Consider the following 20,680-nt stretch of genomic DNA (forward strand, 5'->3'; position numbering starts at 1 on the left):
CGAGGTTCAATGAATGGTCGATGTTAAGTTAATCGAGCCACTGTTTTTGATTCTGGTACCGCTGCTTTACTTTATTGGAGCAATCACCAGCTCACTAAAAATCCCGCTTAACAGCTCCCCTGGGAGCCCCCTTAAAAGCCCCTTGATTTGCAATCTTGCCTTTGTCGCAGCCTTGGCAGGTGCCATGAGCGGCTGGCTTTTGCCGGGGTCCGCGAGCTGGCTGAATCTGGCGCCGCTGGCCTATATTATGCTGCTTCTGATTACCCTGTTGGGAGCGGTTCTGGCCCGGTTCTCCATGAGGTATCTTGCGGGTGATCCGGGGCAGAGGCGTTTTATGGTCTGGTTACAGATCATACTGGGAGCCGTTTCTCTGATTGTTACAACCAATCACCTGTTGGTTTTTCTCGCCAGTTGGATTGTGATCAGCATCAGCCTTCACCAGCTGCTGATGTTCTTCCCGGACAGGCCCAGGGCTGCCTTGGCGGCTCATAAAAAGTTCATTTTTGCGAGACTCGCGGAGCTTTGCCTCGGGCTCGGGTTTGCGCTGCTGTATTTTCAGTACAACACTCTCTTTATTGACCAGATTCTTGCCGCTTCAGCAGAGACCGATGCTATTCCGGTTGTGGCGCAGTTTGCAGCGGTTCTGATGGCCGTTGCGGCGCTGCTCAAGTGCGCTCAGTTGCCGTTTCATGGCTGGCTGATGCAGGTTGTGGAGTCGCCCACGCCTGTGTCGGCCTTACTTCACGCTGGTGTTGTCAATCTTGGCGGCTTTTTGATGATCCTGATGGCGCCGTTGATCTCTCAGGTGAGTGCTGCACAGTGGCTTCTGTTGTTGGTTGCTGGCCCAACGGCGGTTTTTGCCAGCCTGGTGATGATGACCCGTATCTCTGTGAAGGTCCGCTTGGCCTGGTCTACCTGTGCCCAGATGGGGTGGATGCTGGTTGAGTGCGCTCTTGGCCTCTATGAACTGGCGCTTTTACACCTGGTTGCCCACTCCGCCTACAAGGCGCACAGTTTTCTCAACGCTGGAAATGCGGTGGAACTGTCTCTCAGAAAACGCCTGGTGGTTATCAAGACCCCTAGCGCAATTCAATGGCTGATTGCGGCGTTTTTGGCCTTTGGGCTTGCCGTAACAAGCGTTGTTGTTTCCGCCGGATCCACGCCTGCGCAGATGTTCTCTTGGGTTGTGCCCGGCATTGCGCTCACTATTTTGTTGTCGGAAGTGTTGGCGGCCGGTGGTGGCAAGCAATCAATTGTTCGGGGTTTGCTGATCGGTGCGGCCTTCTGGGGCATTTATTGGGCCCAGAAATCGGTTTTCCATGTGCTATTGGCGCCACCAGAAAGCCAGGCAGATGCGGTTGCTGTGAGCTTTGTCGCGTTGCTCCTGATTCTCTTGATGACTGGCTATTACCGAGTTCGCTACCAGCGCTACTCACCCTCGGGTGCCAGATTCTACCGGTTCCTTTTTGCTGCCGCCTATCTGGATGAATGGGCAACGCGCTTCACTCTTAAAGTCTGGCCGGCAAAACTGCCCGATGTGGTCAAACCGCATTTTGTTTCGAACCACTTTGAAATCAAGGAGTCTGTCTAGTGTTAGCCTCGAGCGTAAAGGATCTTGATGAAAAAAGCGGCTCCGCACCGGATTGGTTCCGGGCCGTTGCCGATGCGGGTGATCGGATTGCGCCTACTTGGCCTTTGGACCAGATGATCGCCGTTAATCCCTTCTGGGAAATGCGAGGCCTTTCTTTCACCAAAGTGTCAGCACGTATGGCGGCCCTTAACGGTGTTGGCAGCCAAAGGCCATCGGCGCTGGGTGAAAGCCCTGTGGATAAGGCTCCGGCGAAGTTGGCCAGAATGCCGGAGCACTGGCAAAACCTCAGTGCACAGCTTGACCGCCATCGCGATACCTGGCATCAGTTGGGGTGGCAGGATGAGATTGTTCAGCAGATCAGCCAGTTTTGCGGCGATTATTTCCAGCGGCTTGATGCCGGTGAATTCAAAGCCGATGCCCAGCATCTTTATCAAAGCTGGCTTGGGATGACCCGCGCTGATCGGGGCATTGCGATTGTTATGGGCGAGCCAACGCTGACGTCGCAGTTCGATTTGCTGCCGGGTCAATTCGATACGCTTTTATTGGACGCTTTCAACACCTTGGCTCCGCATCCGGCGTCCGCAGCAGATTACGCCCATGCGCTGTTGCTGGATGTTAATGGCTGGGCCTCCTGGGTTGCGTATTTGCGTTGGCAAGATCGGTTGCAAGGCAAAGAAGGTGAAGACGCTGCCGATTTGCTGCCCGGCCTTTTGGCTATTCGTTTGGGTTGGGAACTGGCGTTGTGGCGCCACGTTCAGCACGCGGGCGGTGGTATTTTTGCAGACTTGAAACAGCGCTGGATCAAGCAATGGGAAGATCTGCCAGCGATGCTGGAAATCCACGAGATTTTTCAGCAGCCCGCATGGGCGGCTCATAAAGAGGTGGAAGTAGCGTATCAGGCCGCCATGGCCGAGAAGTTGCTTTCTCGACCAAAACCACAGGCTCCGGAGGAGCAACCTCTTAAGCTGCAGGCGGCCTTCTGTATTGATGTTCGCTCAGAAGTATATCGTCGCGCTCTGGAAGCGCAGGACACGGCCATCCAGACCCTGGGCTTTGCGGGTTTTTTTGGGTTGCCCATCGCTTATCATCCTAAAAACACTGACTTTACGCGGCCTCAGCTACCGGGGTTATTGGCTCCTGCTTTTGATGTAACCGAGCTTGAACCTACCAGTGAATCTGCTCGGCAAGCGCTGGCTAACCAGTCTCATTGGTCGAGGTTCTCCAGTGCCAGCCCGGCGAGTTTCAGCTTTATTGAGAGCCTGGGACTTGCAGATCTGGGTCGCATGGTGAAAAAGACGTTTAGGGGGCAGCCCCGGAATAACCCCGTTGATGGCCTCCATGAAACTCAGATTAACTTCGAGATTTCGAAAGCGGGTGTTCCCTTAACCCTGGAAGAAAAAGCCGAACTGGCGGGTGGCATTCTCAAAGCCATGACGCTAACAGAGCATTTCGCGCCGGTTGTTTTGCTGGTGGGCCACGGTAGCAGTACTCGCAACAACCCTCATGCAGCTGGCCTGGATTGCGGCGCCTGTGGCGGGCAAACGGGTACTGTTAACGTGCGCGTGCTGGCCGGGCTGCTTAACGACCCGAGCGTGCGAGGTGTTTTGGCGGAGCAGGGTTTAGTGATTCCAGAAGGCACCCGATTTATGGGTGCTTTGCATAACACCACAACGGACGACGTCGATTGCGCCGAGCCGATTCCGCAAAACATCAAGGTATTTCTTCAGGCCGCAGGCGCTCGGGCGCGCCGTGAGAGGGCTGTTCGCCTTGGCGTCAGCAAGGCAGCCGACGTGGATCAGGCCGTTAAACAGCGCAGCCAGGATTGGTCAGAAGTGCGGCCTGAATGGGGGTTGGCGGGTAACGCCAGTTTTATTGTTGCACCGCGGTCATTCACCAGGCATCTGGACTTGGGCGGCCGGAGTTTTCTCCATGATTACCGCTGGCGTGACGATGCAGGCTTTCAGATCCTGGAACTGATTATGACCGCTCCCATGGTGGTCACTCACTGGATCAACCTTCAGTACTACGCCTCGGTAACAGACAACCTGCACTACGGCAGCGGCAACAAAGTGCTGCATAACGTGGTTGGCGGTCATCTGGGCGTTTTTGAGGGCAATGGCGGCGATTTGCGAATCGGCTTGCCCTTGCAGTCACTGCATAACGGCGAGCAATGGATGCACGAACCCCTACGCCTGAGCGTTTATCTGGCAGCGCCAAGGGAGGCGATTGCTGACATTGCCCGGCGCCACAGTGCCGTGGGAGATCTGATCGACAACGACTGGCTGTATCTGTTCCGGATTGACGAGGAGAATAAGTCGGTTGAGCAGTTCTATCAGGGCAAGTGGACAACGAAAGCTGAAGGAATCGATTGAGCTGACTGAGGACTACAGCAGCCCAATACTCCGGCCTGTTCGATGATGCCTATGAACAGGCCGGCCTGAAAAGGGGTTTTTTCGGCTTTTTCTTCAATGCCTCAAAGCCAATAATCACATCCATCAATTCGTTGGTGATTTCGGTCTGGCGCACAGAACGCAAATCGCCCGTTACAACGCCAATACGCTCATCCACCGACTGCTCGGCCTGCTGCATCAGCGCCAGGCGCTCAGCGTTCTCAGTCACCATGGCTTCGGCCGAGGCGCGAAATACGCTGGCAAAGATGTGGCTGCGAATCAGCGACGACAGGAGTGCATCAGCGGCCATGGTGTAATCCGGCAGCGCCCTAGAGTTCCAGCGCTTGGTGCTTTGCAACAGTGCCGGTTCCAGTGGCAGCAGGCGCCGGGTGACGGGTTCTCGGGTGCCGTGTTCACCGCGTTGAGTGAACGCCAGGGTAACACCGACGCCTGATAGAGACTGGCCATGGCTGAGAGCGTCAATGCGGCTGACAATGTCGCCGGCCAGACGGCCAATGCCGTCGGCGGAGGCGGGTGGTAGTAACGTGGCTTCCGGTTTCAAGTCCTGATCGGTGAGGGCATCCTGCATTTGCGCGCCAATGCACAACAGGCGCGGCTTGCCAGCGCTTTGGGCGTTCTGGTGCTGCTTCACCAGCTGCGCCAGGCTTTCGTTGTAGTTGCCGCACAGACCGTGGTCTGTGCCAAACACTACGATTAGCTGTTCGGCGTTGGCGTCCTGTTGCAGGCTGAGCCCACCGGTACGGTACGCAAATGCGGCAAAGCCCTGCAAAATAGTCTGGTGGTAGGCCTCTATGGAACGCGCTGCGCGCTCGTAAGGCGAGGCGTTAATGGCCGACAGCGTTTTCATGGTGTGCACAATGCCACGGATGCTGGTCAGCGTGTCGTTGTGGCGCTCCAGCGCTTCAAGAGATTGGGCCATTGCTGTTCTCCAAGTCAGTCCCCAAATCAGCTTCCAGAGCCGCGCGAACCATAGCGATCACCCGCTCGCTGTCCTCTGGCCGTAACTCTTTGTTGTCCGCTATGCGTTGCTCAATCTCCTGCAACTGCTTCTTGGCCAGCGTGCGTATGCGCTGCATGGTATCTACCAGCAGCTGCTCTTCCAAACCGTCAAGTAAGCCTTCCATGGCCGCAATCAGCACTGCAAGTTGCTCAACCGCCGGCATCGGATCGCGCTCGGCCTGGCGCAGGGAATTGCGCACTGCCGCGCCGCGCTTCAGGCGGGCGCGGGTCGCGTCATCCAGCCGCGTACCAAAGCGGGCAAAGTCTTCCAGTTCTTCAAATTGCGACAGAGTCACCCGCAGGTTGCCGGCAACCTTGCGCAGGGCCCGGCTCTGAGCCTTGCTACCCACGCGGGATACCGACAATCCCTGATGCACCGCCGGGAACTGGTTCTTTTGCACCAGCTGTGGTGACAGGTAAATTTGGCCATCGGTGATAGAGATCAGGTTGGTGGAAATGTACGCAGACAGGTTCTCGGCCTGGGTTTCTACCACTGGCAGAGCGGTAATAGAGCCACCGCCTACCTCTTCGGTAAACTGGCCGGCCCGTTCCAGCAGGCGGGCGTGAACGTAGAAGATGTCCCCCGGGAACGCCTCGCGCCCCGGTGGCCGGCGCAGCAGTAACGACAGCTCGCGGTAGGAGCGGGCGTGGTGGGTCAAATCATCAAATATGATCAATACATCGCGGCCCTGATCGCAAAAATACTCCGCCATGGTCATCGCGGCATAGGGGGCGATGTAGGCCAGACCGGGTGTTTCCTCATCGCCGGCGGACATTACGACGCTGCGGGCCATCATGTCGCCTTTTTTTAGCGCGCCGATAACCCGTGACACAGCATCGCCGCGCTGGCCGATCGCGCAATAGATACAAATCACGTCGGACCGTATCTGGTTGAGCATGGTGTCCACTGCGATCGATGTTTTTCCGGTTTGGCGATCACCGATGATCAGTTCGCGCTGGCCCAGGCCCACCGGCACAGCGGCGTCTATGGCTTTGATGCCGGTCGCCAGCGGCTTGAAAATGGCCGAGCGGCTCAACACGCCAGGCGCCTCGGCTTCCACCGGGTGCTCGGCGACCGCCGCGATGACCCCAAGGCCGTCGCGGGGAAGGCCGATGGCACTCACAACGCGGCCCAACAGAGCCGGGCCAACGGGCACGCTGATAACCTTGCGAGTACGCCGCACGTCTTCGCCAAGGCGGATGTGTTCCGACGGTCCAAGCAGAATAACGCCCAGCCGGCCGGGCTCAAGGTCCAGCACAATGCCGCGTACACCGGACGCAAATATCAGCAACTCATCCGCCAGGGCGCGAGCCAGGCCGGTCACTACGGCCACGCCATCGCCCACTTCAATAACGCGACCCACCTCAGTCAGCACCGGTGCGGGTGTCTGTGTGGCCAGCAGGTCTTGCTGCCAGCGCTGGAACTGCTGTTCGAAATTCTGGCTCTGGTCTTGGCTCTGGCTCTGGACCTGAACCCGAGGCTGCGCGCTGGCAGGGATTTGCGCCTGGCTGTTGTTGACGTTGTTGATGTCGCTGCTGCTGTCTCTATCGCTCATAGTGAATCATTCAGCCTCAGCTTGCGCCCGGCCTGAAGCGCCGTCGGTCAGGCGTTGGTTCAGCAAAGCATTAAATTCGTCGGTATAACTGTCAACCGTCCACGCCACCTGGGCGCCGCCCATTCGCAGAATCAGTCCGGGCGCCTGGTCTGCGTCGGCCTCAAAACTCAGTGCCATGGCTGGCAAAAGTTTGTTGAGATCGGTTTCCAGTTGTGATTGCGCGGCTTCTGGCAAGGGCTCGCGGGTGGTCGCGATGGCTTGGATGCTGCCCGCTGCCGCTTTTTTCAATTCGTCTACTAACGGTTCCAGACGTTTGCTCACATGGCGCACAATGGCCTGTTCCAGAGTTTCATCGGCGAGGTCACGAAGGGCTTTGCGGGTGAGTTCTAATAGGGTTTCCTGCCCGGCACGCTGCAGCCTGGCGGCGAATCGTTCCCGCTCCCGTTCCAGGTGTTTGCGCCAGTCTTGTTGTTCCTGCTCCAGCCGGGCGCGGGCTTCGGCCAGCAAGCTGTCGCGCTGGTCTTCAGTATCGCGCAGCGCTTTCTGAATCATGGCGTTTTGGTCAGACATCAGCTGTTTTTTCTGCTGCTGGAAGTCGGCTTGTGCGGCTTGTGCTTTTTGCTGAGCTTCACCGGCGGCGGCCATGCTTTTGGTGATTTCAGCCTCGCGCGCGTCAATACCGTCCAGAATAGGGCGGTACAAGAAGCGTTTCAGCAGCCACACCAGCACCAAAAAGTTGGCGAGTTGTGCCAGAACGGTAATCCAGTCAATGGACATAATGGTTGACCTGTTGGGTGAATCAGCCAAAGGGGAGGCTATCCGGCAGTTACCGTCGCTGCCTTTACCGCCGCATCCCAAAACGGGTTGGCGAAGATAAGAATCATCGCCACGACGAAACAGTAAATGGCGGTGGATTCAATCATCGCCAGGCTGACGAACAGGGTACGGGACAGAGTAGGCGCCGCGTCTGGCTGCTGGGCAATGGCGGCAATAGCGGCCGCGGCCGCGCGCCCTTCAGCCAGGGAAGGCCCTATGCAGCCAATCGCTATGGTGAAACCGGCGGTAAAAATAGAGATTGCCGCGATAATGGCAAGATCGGTCATGATTTTTCCTCGTTGGGGGACGACGGCTGTGTTTGTTTGGGTGACGTTGTGTGCTCTTTATTTAAAGCTGATGGCTCTCTATTCAAAGCTGATGGCTCTTTTTCCGCGGTAGCAGAAGAAATATAGACGGTGGCTAAAATGGCGAAGATGTAGGCCTGGATCATGCCGGTGAGAAGGCCCAACATGTCCATCAGCACCGGGAAGAAAAACGGTGCGACGGTGAGTAGAATGGCGGCAATAACAGCCCCGCTCATCACGTTTCCGTAAAGGCGGATAGCCAGCGAGATACCACGGGAAAATTCGCTGATGATGTTGAACGGCAGCATGATGACCGAGGGTTCAATAAAGGTTCGCAGGTAGCTTTTTACGCCGCCGCTGGCAATGCTGAATACCGGAACGGCGACCAGCACCGACAGTGCCAGAGCCATGGTGGTCGACAACGACGAGGTAGGCGGCGAAAAGCCGGGAATCACCAGCATCAGATTCGACAACGCAATAAACAAAAACAGAGTGCCGGCGAAGTACATCACGTGGCGGGCTGAATTCTGGGTGACTTCCTCAATCTGGCCCTGAATCAGTTTTACGATCACTTCCAGTGCCGTACGCAGGCGGTCGGGCGGCACGTCGGCGCGCAGGTTGCGAGTCACAAACCAGGAAATGCCCACCAGCAACACCATCACAATCCAGGTATTCACGATGGTCGCGTTCAAGCCCCAGCCACCGAGGGTGAGCACAATGATGTTGTCCGGTGAAAACTGCATTACGCGCCCTCTTGTTCTGCTAAAGGTGTGGTGTCGCGTTTTCTGGCCCAAAGCAGCGCAACCATACGCACTAACAGAAATGCCAGGGCGAAACCGGCCATGGGCCAGGCTGTGGCACTGCTGGTGGCAAGCCAGAAACCGACGCCCAGCAGCATGACGATGCGCACGGTTGCGCTGAGCAATAACAGGGCTTCGGGCTGGCGCGAACGCAGAGCGCGTTTCATACCCCAGGCTAGCCCGACAAAAAACAGGCTGCTGACGGCCACCCCTACGGCCAATCCCAGCAGTACAGCTGACCAGTCAACCGTCATGTTTGTCTCCTTCGTTGGCGTCTGTGTGGTTATTATCGCCGCCGGCTTTTGGGGTTTCATTATCAATCCAGTTCCAGGCGATCATGGCGCCCACCACAATACCGCCCAGAATCAGCGCGATGGGCCAGGAAAAATTCTGCGGCGCTACCTTGTTCAGCCACAACCCCAGAAACGCCCCCGCAACGGCAGGTACCGCTACTGACCAGCCAATCATGCCAAAGGCGCCGATGCCTCTTAATGGGCTGGCTCCGGGCTGTTTGCGGGCACGCTGAAGTCGTTCAGTACTGCGCCGGATATCGTCGGCAGAGCGGTCTTTGCGGCTTCTCATAGCGCGGGTTTCCGTAAGTCGCCAAAGCGTCGCACAATGTTGGCTTCCAGCCGTGATAGCGCTGACCGGGCCACCCGCTCTTCTTCGTCTACCTCCACAAAGGCCTTTTGTATGGTGTCGTTCAGGGTGTCCAGACTGTCGCCCTGAACACCCCGACGAATGGCGATGTCTACCTGATGGCCGGTTTTCACCAGCAGGCCCTCGTCGATGCCAAAAAACAGCTCTCCACCGGTTCCGTCCGTCAGAATCAGCACCGACGGCACCAGCGCGGTGACAAAGTCGGTATGGTTGGGCAGCATGCCAAAGGCACCGTTGAAGGCGGTGGCAAATAGCCGCTGTGCGCGGCCTTCGAACAGAGTGCGGGTAGGTAGTCTTAGCGTAACCGTCATCACGTTTGCCAGGCTCATGACGATGACGCCAAATCTTTCAGCGAGCCAATCATGTAATAGTCGCTTTCGTTATCGTTGAATTCAGTCTGGTTGAGTATGGTTTCGCAGTCGTTCAGCGTGTCTTTGATGGGCACTCGCCTGCCGTTGGCGCCGTCGACCGAACCCATAGTGAAAAATGGCTGGGTCAGATAGCGCTCCAAACGTCGCGCCCGCGCCACGACAGCGCGATCGGCGGCCGACAGTTCTTCCATGCCCAGCATGGAAATAATGTCTCGTAGGTCCTCGTAATCGGCCAGGGTACGCCGCACCGCACGGGCGATGTCGTAGTGGCGCTGGCCGACAACCGCGGGCGTCAGCATCACAGAAGCCGAGGCAAGAGGGTCGACGGCCGGGTACAAGCCTTCGCTGGCGCGCTTGCGCGACAGCACCACCGAAGCGGACAGGTGCGAAAAAATATGTGCAGCGGCAGGGTCGGTGAAGTCATCCGCCGGCACGTATACCGCCTGAATAGAGGTGATGGAACCGTTGCGGGTGGAGGTGATGCGCTCCTCCAAGGTGGCCAGTTCGGTGGCCAGTGTGGGTTGGTAGCCCACCCGTGACGGCATACGGCCCATCAAACCGGACACTTCCGAGCCTGCCTGAACAAAGCGAAAAATGTTGTCGATTAGCAGCAGAACGTCCTGCTTTTTATCGTCACGGAAATATTCGGCCATGGTGAGCGCTGTTTTGCCCACCAGAAAGCGCACACCGGGAGCCTCATTCATCTGCCCGAACACCATCACGGTTTTGTCGCGCACGCCGGCGTCGCCCATTTCCCGGTAGAGTTCTTCGGCTTCACGGGAGCGTTCGCCAATACCGCAAAACAGGCTGACGCCCTCGTATTCCTGCACGGTGTTGTTGATCAGCTCGGTAATCAGCACGGTTTTGCCCACACCGGCGCCGCCAAACAACCCGGTTTTGCCGCCGCGCTCGATAGGCGACAACAGATCAATGGCTTTGATGCCGGTTTCCAGAATATCGCTGTGCACCACGCGGTCCTCCAGTGCCGGTGGTGGCTGGTGAATAGAGCGGCGAATGTCGGTAGCAGGGGCGGGTTTGTTATCAATGGGTTCGCCAAAGACGTTCAGCATGCGGCCCAGAACAGCGTCTCCTACCGGAACCTGGATGGGAGCGCCGGTAGCACGCACAGAGACTCCCAGGCCCAACCCGCGTACCGGTGCCAGCGCCATACAGCGCACGGCGCCGCTTTCCAGCAGGGACATGACTTCCAGCGCCAGATTGCCGGCGTAAAGCAAATCGTGAATACGTGGAGAGTCTTGCGGAAAAAGAACGTCAACAACGCCACCGCGAATGCCGACGACCTCTCCATCAAGTTCGCCGTTTGCGAGGTGCTCATTAACAGAAGTAGGCTCCGGGCTACCCTGATCTGAGCCCGAAACAGCTTGATTCAACATGACGAAGCGCCTGAACAGTTAACCGTTGCGAGTGGCTGACGCTGTGATGAGTGTTCCCGCCCGCGCCTCCAGAATGGCAAGCGCATCTTCTAACCGGCCAATGCCGCTAATGCCGCCGGTATCTGCAAAGTCGCAGGCCGCCGTTACCTTTGGCCCCATGGACCCGGCGGGAACGTTCAGCGTTCTTGCCTGGGCCGGTGTAACGGTGCGAACCGGCGTGGCAGTGGATTTACCAAAGTCACGATAGACAGCATCCACGTCGGTCAGTAATAGCAGCGCGTCAGCATCCAACTCCCGCGCCAGCAACGCACTGGCGGCATCTTTGTCGATAACCGCTTCAACACCGGTCATGCTGCCGTCGTTGCGGCGCAGCACGGGAATGCCGCCACCTCCAGTACAAATTATGACCACCTGCTGATCCAGCAGCAGTTTCAGTACCCGCATATCCGGAATTTCTTTGGGTGCAGGGGAGGGCACTACCCTGCGCCACTTGTCGCCATCGGCTGCGATTTGCCAGCCAGCGGCCGCGGCGCGGGATTCCGCTTCTGCCTTATCGTACACCGGGCCAATAAATTTGGTCGGATGGGCAAAGGCAGGATCATTCGGATCGACAACAACTTGGGTGAGCAGGGTTGCCACTGGGCGATCATGGCCCAGAGCATTTTCCAGTTCTTGCTCAATCATGTAGCCGATCATACCTCCGGTCTCGGCACCCAGCACATCCAGCGGGTAGGCTTCTTCAGGCTTATAGGCGGCACCCTGCAACGCCAGCAAGCCCACTTGGGGGCCGTTACCATGGGTAATCACCAGTCGGTGCCCGGCGCGCACCAGTTCCGCCAGGGATGTCGCGGCTTTTCGAACATTGGTGCGCTGGGCTTCGGCGGTCAGTGGTTCGCCGCGTTTCAACAGGGCGTTACCGCCCAGTGCTGCAACAATCAACATCGTGTGTGTCCTTCTTCATCAATCCGCGCCAGAGTCAGGCCCCAAGGGTGGCTACCAGCACCGCCTTGATGGTGTGCATACGGTTCTCGGCCTGGTCGAAAACAATCGATGCCGGGCTTTCAAAAACCTCATCGGTTACCTCCATTGCACTGATTCCGAATTCTGCCTGAATTTCTTTGCCAATGATGGTGTCGGTATTGTGAAACGCTGGCAGGCAGTGCATGAAGCGGGCGCGGGGGTTGCCGGTTTTTTCCATCACCGCCGCGTTCACCTGGTAGGGCATCAACAGCTTTATCCGGTCGCCCCACTTTTCTTTCGGCTCGCCCATAGACACCCAAACGTCGGTGTAAACAAAGTCGACCCCGGCCACCGCCGTATCCACATCTTCGGTAATGGTAATGCGGGCACCGGTTCCCCGCGCGATCGCCTGGGCTTCGTCCTGAATGGATTGCTGAGGCCAGCAGACTTTGGGTGCACACAGGCGCACATCCATGCCCATCTTGGCGCCACCGATCAGCAGGCTATCGCCCATGTTGTTAGCGGCGTCACCAAGAAAAGCGAAGGCAACCCGGTGCAGCGGCTTCTCAACATGCTCTTGCATAGTTAAAAAGTCAGCGAGAATTTGTGTTGGGTGGAACTCGTCGGTCAGGCCGTTGTAGACCGGTACTCCGGCATATTCGGCCAATTGCTCGACAATCTTCTGCCCGAAGCCGCGGTACTCGATGGCATCGTAAACCCGGCCCAGTACTCGAGCAGTGTCTTTTACCGATTCCTTGTGGCCGATGTGGGTTCCAGAGGGCCCAAGGTAGGTAACCCGGGCGCCCTGATCGTAAGCGGCCACTTCGAACCCAACCCGTGTGCGGGTGGAGTTCTTTTCAAAGATAAGCGCGATTTCTTTGCCGGCAAGCTGCGGTACCTCGGTGCCGGCGTATTTCGCCGCCTTCAGATCGGTCGACAGCTTAAGCAGAAAGCTGATCTCACGGGGGGAGAAATCTCGCAGGGTCAGGAAGTGGCGGTTCTTCAGATTAAAAGCCATGGTTTTATCCTTTCCGGTCAGATGGGGTCACGAATCGTGGGGCAGCTCATGCAGCGTCCGCCACCCCGACCACGGCCCAGCTCAGCGCCGGGTATGGCCAACACTTCGATTCCCGCCGCTTTGAGTGCCGCGTTGGTGTCATCATTTCGGTCGTAGCCAATCACCACGCCCGGACTTATGGCCAGCACGTTGTTGCCATCGTTCCACTGCTCGCGCTCGCGCTCGGCCGGGTCGTCGCCACCGGTTGGAACCACTTCCAGGGATTTGTAGCCAAGAACCTCGGCCACTACATCAAACAGCGGCCGTGAGTCCTGGCGGAAAGACAGGTGTTTTTTGCCCTCACCGGCGCGCAAGTCATAGCAGATCACTTCGTCCGCTACTTCTTTGAACGCTGTAACCACGTTGCCGCCGCAGAAAGTGAATATGGTGTCCAGATGCATGGCTGTGCGGGATTTTGGGATCTGGCAGGCAATAACCCGCTCTGCGGTGCCTTTTTCAAACAAAGCGTTGGCTAATTGTCCTACGGCTTGTGGTGATGAACGTTCGCCCATTCCTACAAGCACGGTGCCATTACCCACGGGCATGATGTCTCCGCCTTCGAGCGTTGCCAGGCCATGATTCTTGGTAGGGTCGCCCCAAAGCACATCTGCTTTTCCAGCAAACGTCGGGTGGAAACGGTAAATGCCGGCCATCAGCAGGGTTTCGGGTTTCCTCGCGGCCCAGTGCATGGGGTTAAGTGTGACGCCACCGTAGATCCAGGCACTGTTATCGCGGGTGAAAAGAAAGTTTGGCAATGGCGGCAGCACAAATCCGTAGTGCCCCAAGTGGTTACCAAAAAGACCGGTTGGGTCAAAGGGCAAGTCGGTCACTTCCAGGCCACCCATCAGGTATTCCGCAAGCTTGGAGCCTGGAAGCTCGTCCATCCATGCGCGAAGGTCGGAAATCATCCCGACTCCGATGTCGTTCCAGGTGATTCGATGATCGAGAATCCATTTGCGGGCTTCGGGTATGTCTAACGTTTCTGCCAATAGTTCGTTGACGTCTAAAACCTCAATACCCCGTGACCGCATAAGCTCGGAAAATACGTCATGATCTTTCTGAGCCTGTTTTACCCAGAACACGTCGTCAAATAGCAGGTCATCACAGTTAGACGGTGTGAGCCTGCGATGAGCCAGACCAGGGCGGCAGACAATAACCTGCCGCAGTGTTCCGGCTTCAGAATGCACGCCAAGTGTTAGTTCAGACATGGTTAATCTCCAATGTGTATGGCTTCGTCATTACTTCGAAAGATGTCAAAGTAACGCCGCAGCACTGATGACCACCGAAATGAAAATTGTAAGAATCAGCAACAAGGGCCAGATAAATACGAGCCAGCGGTCGTACGACACTCGCGCAATGGCCAAGCCGCCAATGACAACGGCGAAGGTGGGGTTGATCAGGTTGACCAGACCGTTGGCTGATTGAAAGGCGGTCACAACAAGGTCGCGCCCGACATTGGCGAAGTCCGCCAGCGGTGCAAGAATCGGCATAGACAACACGGCCAGGCCTGAAGACGACGGCACAAAGAAACTCATGCCCACTTCAATCCAGAACATCAGGTTGATAAACGCAAGCTCGGGCAGCCCGCCAAGAGAGTTTTCGGCGCTGTGTAGAATGGTGTCAGCAATCATGCCCTGGTCCATCATAACCACGATGCCGCGGGCCAGTCCGACCACCAGCGCAACACCCAGAAGATCACGAGCGCCATCGACAAAGCTGCTGGCCAGTTTTTTCTCGCCAAGGCGGGCAACAATACCAATCACAATGGCCGAACCAAAAAACAGCGCGCCCATGCGGGCCATCCACCAACCCTGCGAAGACACACCCCAGATCATAAACACAAAGGTTGCAGCGAAAATCATCAGGGCGACAATCTGGGTTTTGTCGAGTGTGGAATCATCAACTCCCTCATGCCGCTTGTTGAGGAAAAGGCGGCGGTGAGCATCCCATTGTTTGGCCACAACAGAGCGGGATGGATCCGCTTTAACGCGCATTGCGTAACGCATGACATACGCGGCACAAATAAGCAGCCCGCCAATCAGCAAAATAAAACGCACCACAATGCCATCGGTAAACGGAATGTCGGCTGCATTGGCGGCGATAACGGTGGCAAACGGGTTGATGGTGGAGCCCAGCACGCCGATACCTGACCCCACCAGAATAATGGCGACCCCGGTGACAGCATCGTATCCGGCTGCCATCATGACCGGAATCAAAATGGCATAAAAAGCCAAGGTCTCTTCGGCCATGCCATAGGTTGTGCCGCCGATGGCAAAAAGGGTCATTAGTATCGGAATCATCCAGATTTCATGGCCCTTGAGGTGGCGCATAGCGCTGCGTATGCCGGTATCAATGGCGCCGGTGGCATTCATTACACCCAGAAATCCACCCAAGAAAATGACGAACAGGGCAACATCTATCGCATTAGCCACGTAGCTGTCCGGATCATAAAACCCGGCGGTGGGCGCGAGCATTATGTCCACGAAACCCTGAGGGTTGGCATCAACAACCTTGTAGGTGCCCGGCACGGCCACGTCGCGGCCGACCTCTTCGTTCATCACCCGGTCGTATTGGCCGGCAGGTATAATCCAGGTCAACGCAGCCACAAATATAATCAGCAGAAACAAAATGGTGTAGGCGGTAGGAAACCGCGTTGCCAGATCGTGTTCCGGATTATTTGAAGCGTTATTTGGAGAGAGATCCGGAGAGTTATTGACAGGATCTGAAAAATCGTCAGAAGGGGCTTTTGGGGGGTAGTTTTTATTGCTCACAGCATTTCTCCTTTATCCACATCGACAGCGATAAATAGAGCCAATGAAAGATCCCGGTCCTGGCTGTGAATGTTTTACCTTTGCCCAGCCGGGTGGGACTTCGGTTTCTGAGTTGTTCGCCCTCACAGTAGTTGAAAAATGGCCAATCGAAATTGAGTTAGGTCAGTCTTAAATGAATGATCCGTTAATTTTCAGCAACCCGTTCACACCCCAGAAGACAAGATGCTATGCGTTTTTCAGAGATTCATGAGCGCGCAATTGCGCGCAAAGGTGGCGTTGAAGAATTAGACGCCCGGTTACCCACGCCGCCGCCGGCCAGCGCGCTGGAACAGCGCAGTGACGATCGCTATTTGGCAGAAATGACCTGCTGTGTGTTTAAAGCGGGTTTTGTATGGCGGGTGATTGATAAAAAATGGCCGGATTTTGAAGTCGCCTTTCACGGCTTTGTGCCAGCCTACTGGCAGCAGGTGCCGCCGGACGTGCTGGAAACCCTGGCCTGCGACGAACGCATTGTGCGCAACCTGCAAAAAATCCGCACGGTGCCGGAAAACGCCCGCATGATTATGGACAAGGTTCACACGCACGGCAGTTTTGGTGCATTTCTACGTCAGTGGCCGTCATCTGACCAAGCCGGACTGCTGCTGTGGTTCAAGCGCCATGGTTCGCGTCTGGGCGGCAACAGCGCCCAGTACTTTCTGCGCCGGGTGGGCTGGGACGGCTTTATTATGTCCAACGATGTCATTCAGGTGCTGCGCCAAGCCAAGCTTTTAGACGCATCAACGAGCAGTAAAAAAGGCTTGTACCAGGTGCAGGAGGCATTCAATGCCTGGCACGAAGAAACCGGCCTGCCTTACAGTCAACTGTCGCGAATAACCTCTTATTCAATCGATGGTTAAGGCAAGTCAATGGATGGTCAAGGCAATGTGTCCCAGCTTTAACGGTGGGTCTTCAGCCAACGATCTATAGTTTGGTGAACACTCAGGAGGACTGTGTCATGAATCGTTTGGGTAAAACCTTTTTTGGCTTTGTATTCGCACTGACGTCCGCCATGGTAATGACCGTTGCGAACCCTGTTCTGGCGGCGAGCGCTGAAGATCTTGACCGCAATGCGATGCAGGCTTTAAATACGTTGTATAAAGTGCATCCGGTGGCTGAAACCCTATCAAAAAGTGCCAAAGGTATTTTGGTGTTCCCCAATATCGTAAAAGCTGGCCTGGTATTTGGCGGCAGCTATGGCGAAGGTGTGTTAATGAAAGGCCCGGCGGTGGCTGATTACTACAATTCCATCACCGGCTCCTGGGGCTTGCAGGCTGGTGCACAGTCGTACGCATACGCGGTGTTTCTGATGACGGATGCCGCTGTGACGTATCTGGAGAAAACCAACGGCTGGGAAATTGGCGTGGGTCCGACTGTTGTCCTGGTTGACGAAGGCGTTGCCAGAAACCTGTCGACTTCGTCCCTTAAAGACGATGCCTATGCATTTATTTTTAGCCAGCAAGGCCTGATGGCCGGGCTGAGTATTGAGGGTACGAAAATATCCCGCATTGACCGCTAGAAGCCAGAGTGGCGTTACTGCAAGCGGCTGCAGTAACGTCAAACTGTCGGCGATTAAATCAGCAGTAACAACACCAGCTCACAAAACACCACGCTGGCCCCGAGCGTATCGCCGGTGTAGCCGCCCAGCTGGCGTTTGAGATACCAACCCCACAGCAGAGCAACCCCGGCGACCGCGATCGGTGCCAGCAGCCATAAGCCTGGCAGCCAGGCGCTGAACACCAATGCCACCAGCAGTGTAAACCCAGTGCTGTACCCGAGCCGCCGGCGGGAAAAGCCTTCAGCCACCGGTTTGCTTTTACTTTTGTCGGGATCGGTCACGTAATTCAGGAATGACATCAACAAAAGTGGTGTTTGCCGACTAATAGCCGGTGCCAGAAGCAGTGCCAGCATGATGTGATGGCTCTCCACCAACAGGGCGACTTTGAGCGCTAACGCCAGCACCAGTGCTACCGTGCCATAGGTGCCAATGCGGCTGTCTTTCATGATTTCCAGGCGCTTTTCAACGGTATAGCCACCGCCAAATGCGTCCACGCTATCCGCCAGCCCGTCTTCGTGAAAAGCGCCGGTAATGAAAAGATGAAAACACAGCACCAGCAGAATGCTGACCAGCGGGCTGCAGAAAAGCCCCAGTAGCGCAAACAGTCCGACGTACAGGGCGCCCAGCAACAAACCGACGAGTGGAAAGTAAACGCTGCACTGGTTCATCAGTTTTTGGGAATAATCAATCGACACCAGCATGGGTATGCGGGTTAAAAATCCGACGGCCAGCCAGAATGCCTGCCACTCGCGGGCAGCGGCTGTTGTGGTCTGTTTATGTGTTGGGTTTGGGCCTGTCAAAGCGAACTCCGTATGTGAGTCAGTCCGGGGATAATACCGGATTGGTTGCGCGGTATGTGGCGTAACGCACGTTGTGGCTGACGAATTGCCTCAGCTTGCGCAGTGCAGCCTGTGCTTGCAGTGGTTAAAAAATGTCGGTGCCTATAACTATGTCATAATCATCAAACGCACGAATGAGATAAAAAACGAGGCAATCCGATGACATTATTTAACAATCGATGGACAAAAACTCTGGCACTGGCACTCGCAGTGTTTGTTTCAGCCGGTGTCGCTCAGGCCGATACGCTTGAACAGCGAATTTCGGAAGGTGAGTCGATTCGCCTGGGTTTTTCTGCAGCACCGCCCTGGGCTTACGCCGGGAACGACGGTACGGCCAAAGGTTTTGTTAACGGCATCGCCATCGACGTGCTCAAGCGCATGGGATACACCAACGTCGAGCCTGTTCTAACCAACTGGTCCAGCCTGATTCCCAGCCTGAAAGCTGGCCGCGTGGACATAGTGACTGGCGGGATGTACATCGTTAAGGCACGTTGTGAAAACATGGATTTTTCAGACCCGATTGGCGCTTTTGGAGACACCTTCGTGGTGCCCAAGGGCAATCCCAAAAATCTTGAAACCTATCAGGATTTGATCGACCAGAATCTGACCATGGTAGCGCCGTCCGGTTACAACACACTGACTGATGCCAGAGACGCTGGCGTCCCTAAGAACAGCATCACGGAAGTACCGGGTACCACGGAAGCCCTGGCTGCGCTGCGTACCGGTCGCACCGATGCCGTTCCCATTAACGTGCTGGAAGCAAAGCACGCCGCAGACCTGGATGATAGCTTTGGCATCTCTGACCCAGAGGCGTTTGTAGGGCGTGCAAAGCAGGTTGTTGGCATCGGTTTCCGACCTGAAGACAGTGCTTTTCGTGCCGAATTCAACAAGGCCCTCAAAGACTATATGGGCTCTGATGAAATGATGGCAACGGTAACGCCCGACGAATACATCAAAGCGTTTTTACCGGGTGAACTGACAACTGAAGACGCCTGCAAATCTAACTAAAGGCCAGAGCAGAGACAGATTTCAAATCTGTCTCTTTTTACCGGGCTTAGTTTGCTTCCAGAACCGCGCTCAGGAACTGCTGGGTGCGTTCGTTCTGGGGGTTGTCCAACAGCATTTCTGGCGACCCCTGCTCTTCAATCTTTCCATCAAAGAACAGGCAGATCCGGTCTGAGATTTCCCGAGCGAAGCCAATCTGGTGCGTTACCATCAGCATGGTCAGGTTGTGCTGATCGACCAGGCGGCGTATTACGCTGGTAACTTCGCTGATGACCTCTGGGTCCAGTGCAGAGGTCACTTCGTCAAACAACATCACTTTCGGGCGCATGGCCAGAGCGCGGGCGATGGCGACACGCTGCTGTTGTCCGCCCGACAGTCGCGACGGGTGCTGGTCGCGTTTTTCAGCCATACCCACCAAATCCAGCAATTCCAGTGCGCGCTCTTCCGCTTCCTGTTTCGACAGACCCAGAACCTGCATCGGCCCCTCAATGCAGTTGCCAAGCGCTGTCATGTGCGGGAACAAGTTGAAATGTTGGAAGCACATGCCGATTTTAGAACGAATTAGCCGCAGGTGGGCAGCGTTGGCGCGGACCAGGCGACCGTTTTTTTCCATGTGAGTTAACGGTTCGCCGTCGACATAGATCACGCCGCTGTCGATGGTTTCCAGCGTCATCAGCATTCGCAGCACGGTGGTTTTGCCCGAACCGGAAGGGCCGATGATGGTGACCATTTCGCCTTCTGCGACATCCAGATTCAGGCCGTCGAGTACTACCAGGCTGCCATATTTTTTAGTCACGTTCTGAAACCGCACCATGGGTACATTGTCGCCCTCTAGTCGTAATGCGTATTGGGTTAGATCCTGTCCCTTGTCGTGTTTCATCTAGTCAGTCCCATTTTGCGGCGTAATGCCGTCTCGAATCGGCGGATGAGCCAAGCGGTTGGCAGTGAAATAGCCAGAAAGATAAGGCCGACGATGGTGTAGGGTTCCAGATAGCGGAAATTCTCCGCACCAATAGAATTGGCGGTGTGCATCAGCTCTGCCACCCCAATCACCGACAGCATTGGGGTGTCTTTAAAGATACCAACCAGATAGTTGCCCATGCCCGCAAGCGCCGGCGGCAGTGCCTGCGGAATGATGATGCGGCGATAGGTTGTGACGGTTGACAAGTTGATAGCCTTGGCAGCTTCCCACTGACCTTTTGGCACGTTTTCAATGCCGCCTCGATACACTTCGGAAAGGTAGGCGGCGTAATGAAGGCCGATAGCGATTAGCCCTGCGGCCCAGGGCGACAGGCGCAGGCCGAACTGCGGGCCCACGTAAAAAATGAAGAAAATCTGCAACAGCAATGGCGTCGAGCGGACAAACTCTACCAGCTCGCGTACGACGAAGGTCAGTGTGCGGGAGCGCGTGCGTTGTGCCAGTGCAAACACCAGTCCCAGCACGACCGCCACAGCGTAACCGCCACCTGCCGCCAGCATTGTGTTGCCCGCTGCGAGTAGCAGGCGGGGCAGAATTTCCCAAGTAAAGTCCATTTTCCAGTCAAGCATGAT

At 56.2% G+C, this 20,680-nt stretch carries 21 protein-coding genes; 5 read left to right on the plus strand and 16 right to left on the minus strand.

Going from position 1 to position 20,680, the window contains the following annotated elements:
• Positions 1–13: 13 nt before the first annotated feature.
• Both ABA45_RS00905 and ABA45_RS00910 read left to right on the plus strand, forming a co-directional pair.
• Entirely contained in the window at positions 14–1,591 is a 1,578-nt protein-coding gene (locus ABA45_RS00905) for an NADH-quinone oxidoreductase subunit L (RefSeq protein ID WP_048383675.1), read from the plus strand.
• On the plus strand, positions 1,591–3,963 hold the full coding sequence (locus ABA45_RS00910; protein WP_048383676.1) for a YbcC family protein: 2,373 nt from the start codon (positions 1,591–1,593) through the stop codon (positions 3,961–3,963). The genes ABA45_RS00905 and ABA45_RS00910 overlap by 1 nt, the downstream gene beginning before the upstream one ends.
• A gap of 49 nt (positions 3,964–4,012) precedes the next feature.
• Here ABA45_RS00910 and ABA45_RS00915 read toward each other — a convergent pair whose 3' ends face one another.
• The 13 genes from ABA45_RS00915 to ABA45_RS00975 are packed head-to-tail and all read right to left on the minus strand — an operon-like array spanning position 4,013 to position 15,691.
• Positions 4,013–4,921 carry a F0F1 ATP synthase subunit gamma gene (locus ABA45_RS00915; protein ID WP_048383677.1) on the minus strand — a complete coding sequence of 303 codons (909 nt, stop codon included), beginning with the start codon at positions 4,919–4,921 and terminating at the stop codon, positions 4,013–4,015.
• Positions 4,905–6,557: a F0F1 ATP synthase subunit alpha gene (locus ABA45_RS00920; protein ID WP_084708242.1), complete on the minus strand. Its 1,653-nt coding sequence runs from the start codon at positions 6,555–6,557 to the stop codon at positions 4,905–4,907. The genes ABA45_RS00915 and ABA45_RS00920 overlap by 17 nt, the downstream gene beginning before the upstream one ends.
• Before the next feature lie 6 nt (positions 6,558–6,563).
• The gene (locus tag ABA45_RS00925; protein WP_048383678.1) at positions 6,564–7,334 is read right to left on the minus strand and encodes a F0F1 ATP synthase subunit B family protein; all 771 of its coding nucleotides are present in this window, start codon (positions 7,332–7,334) and stop codon (positions 6,564–6,566) included.
• 38 nt (positions 7,335–7,372) lie between these two features.
• A complete protein-coding gene (locus tag ABA45_RS00930; RefSeq protein WP_048383679.1) occupies positions 7,373–7,660 on the minus strand; it encodes a F0F1 ATP synthase subunit C in 288 nt (95 codons plus the stop codon).
• Positions 7,657–8,421, minus strand: a complete 765-nt coding sequence (locus ABA45_RS00935) for a F0F1 ATP synthase subunit A (protein ID WP_014869550.1) — start codon at positions 8,419–8,421, stop codon at positions 7,657–7,659. Before ABA45_RS00935 ends, ABA45_RS00930 begins: the two co-directional genes overlap by 4 nt.
• The gene (locus ABA45_RS00940; protein ID WP_048383680.1) at positions 8,421–8,732 is read right to left on the minus strand and encodes an N-ATPase subunit AtpR; all 312 of its coding nucleotides are present in this window, start codon (positions 8,730–8,732) and stop codon (positions 8,421–8,423) included. Before ABA45_RS00940 ends, ABA45_RS00935 begins: the two co-directional genes overlap by 1 nt.
• Positions 8,722–9,060 carry an AtpZ/AtpI family protein gene (locus tag ABA45_RS00945; RefSeq protein WP_048383681.1) on the minus strand — a complete coding sequence of 113 codons (339 nt, stop codon included), beginning with the start codon at positions 9,058–9,060 and terminating at the stop codon, positions 8,722–8,724. Before ABA45_RS00945 ends, ABA45_RS00940 begins: the two co-directional genes overlap by 11 nt.
• Positions 9,057–9,467, minus strand: coding sequence for an ATPase (locus ABA45_RS00950; protein WP_048383683.1), 411 nt, complete (start codon positions 9,465–9,467; stop codon positions 9,057–9,059). The genes ABA45_RS00945 and ABA45_RS00950 overlap by 4 nt, the downstream gene beginning before the upstream one ends.
• Positions 9,464–10,903 carry a F0F1 ATP synthase subunit beta gene (atpD, locus tag ABA45_RS00955; RefSeq protein ID WP_048383685.1) on the minus strand — a complete coding sequence of 480 codons (1,440 nt, stop codon included), beginning with the start codon at positions 10,901–10,903 and terminating at the stop codon, positions 9,464–9,466. The genes ABA45_RS00950 and atpD overlap by 4 nt, the downstream gene beginning before the upstream one ends.
• 18 nt (positions 10,904–10,921) lie before the next feature.
• Positions 10,922–11,845: a carbamate kinase gene (gene arcC, locus ABA45_RS00960; RefSeq protein ID WP_048383687.1), complete on the minus strand. Its 924-nt coding sequence runs from the start codon at positions 11,843–11,845 to the stop codon at positions 10,922–10,924.
• A gap of 34 nt (positions 11,846–11,879) precedes the next feature.
• A complete protein-coding gene (gene argF / locus ABA45_RS00965; RefSeq protein WP_048383689.1) occupies positions 11,880–12,881 on the minus strand; it encodes an ornithine carbamoyltransferase in 1,002 nt (333 codons plus the stop codon).
• A gap of 17 nt (positions 12,882–12,898) precedes the next feature.
• The gene (locus tag ABA45_RS00970; RefSeq protein ID WP_048383691.1) at positions 12,899–14,128 is read right to left on the minus strand and encodes an arginine deiminase; all 1,230 of its coding nucleotides are present in this window, start codon (positions 14,126–14,128) and stop codon (positions 12,899–12,901) included.
• A 45-nt stretch (positions 14,129–14,173) separates the two neighbouring features.
• Positions 14,174–15,691, minus strand: a complete 1,518-nt coding sequence (locus ABA45_RS00975; protein WP_084708243.1) for a YfcC family protein — start codon at positions 15,689–15,691, stop codon at positions 14,174–14,176.
• Between the two features lie 227 nt (positions 15,692–15,918).
• Between ABA45_RS00975 and ABA45_RS00980 the strand changes: the two genes are divergently transcribed.
• A complete protein-coding gene (locus tag ABA45_RS00980; protein ID WP_048383692.1) occupies positions 15,919–16,587 on the plus strand; it encodes a DNA-3-methyladenine glycosylase I in 669 nt (222 codons plus the stop codon).
• Positions 16,588–16,739: 152 nt separating this feature from the next.
• Positions 16,740–17,246: a lipid-binding SYLF domain-containing protein gene (locus ABA45_RS00985; RefSeq protein WP_227506176.1), complete on the plus strand. Its 507-nt coding sequence runs from the start codon at positions 16,740–16,742 to the stop codon at positions 17,244–17,246.
• Positions 17,247–17,299: 53 nt separating this feature from the next.
• On the opposite strand, the gene cobS is transcribed toward ABA45_RS00985, so the two are convergent.
• Entirely contained in the window at positions 17,300–18,085 is a 786-nt protein-coding gene (gene cobS, locus ABA45_RS00990; protein WP_048383695.1) for an adenosylcobinamide-GDP ribazoletransferase, read from the minus strand.
• Between the two features lie 198 nt (positions 18,086–18,283).
• On the opposite strand from cobS, the gene ABA45_RS00995 reads away from it, so the two are divergent.
• Entirely contained in the window at positions 18,284–19,132 is an 849-nt protein-coding gene (locus ABA45_RS00995; protein WP_048383697.1) for a transporter substrate-binding domain-containing protein, read from the plus strand.
• Positions 19,133–19,178: 46 nt separating this feature from the next.
• Here ABA45_RS00995 and ehuA read toward each other — a convergent pair whose 3' ends face one another.
• Positions 19,179–19,943 carry an ectoine/hydroxyectoine ABC transporter ATP-binding protein EhuA gene (ehuA, locus tag ABA45_RS01000; RefSeq protein ID WP_198147108.1) on the minus strand — a complete coding sequence of 255 codons (765 nt, stop codon included), beginning with the start codon at positions 19,941–19,943 and terminating at the stop codon, positions 19,179–19,181.
• Positions 19,944–20,005: 62 nt separating this feature from the next.
• Positions 20,006–20,677, minus strand: a complete 672-nt coding sequence (gene ehuD / locus ABA45_RS01005; RefSeq protein ID WP_014869565.1) for an ectoine/hydroxyectoine ABC transporter permease subunit EhuD — start codon at positions 20,675–20,677, stop codon at positions 20,006–20,008.
• Between the last annotated feature and the right edge of the window lie 3 nt (positions 20,678–20,680).

The organism is Marinobacter psychrophilus (assembly GCF_001043175.1).
Lineage (GTDB): Bacteria > Pseudomonadota > Gammaproteobacteria > Pseudomonadales > Oleiphilaceae > Marinobacter > Marinobacter psychrophilus.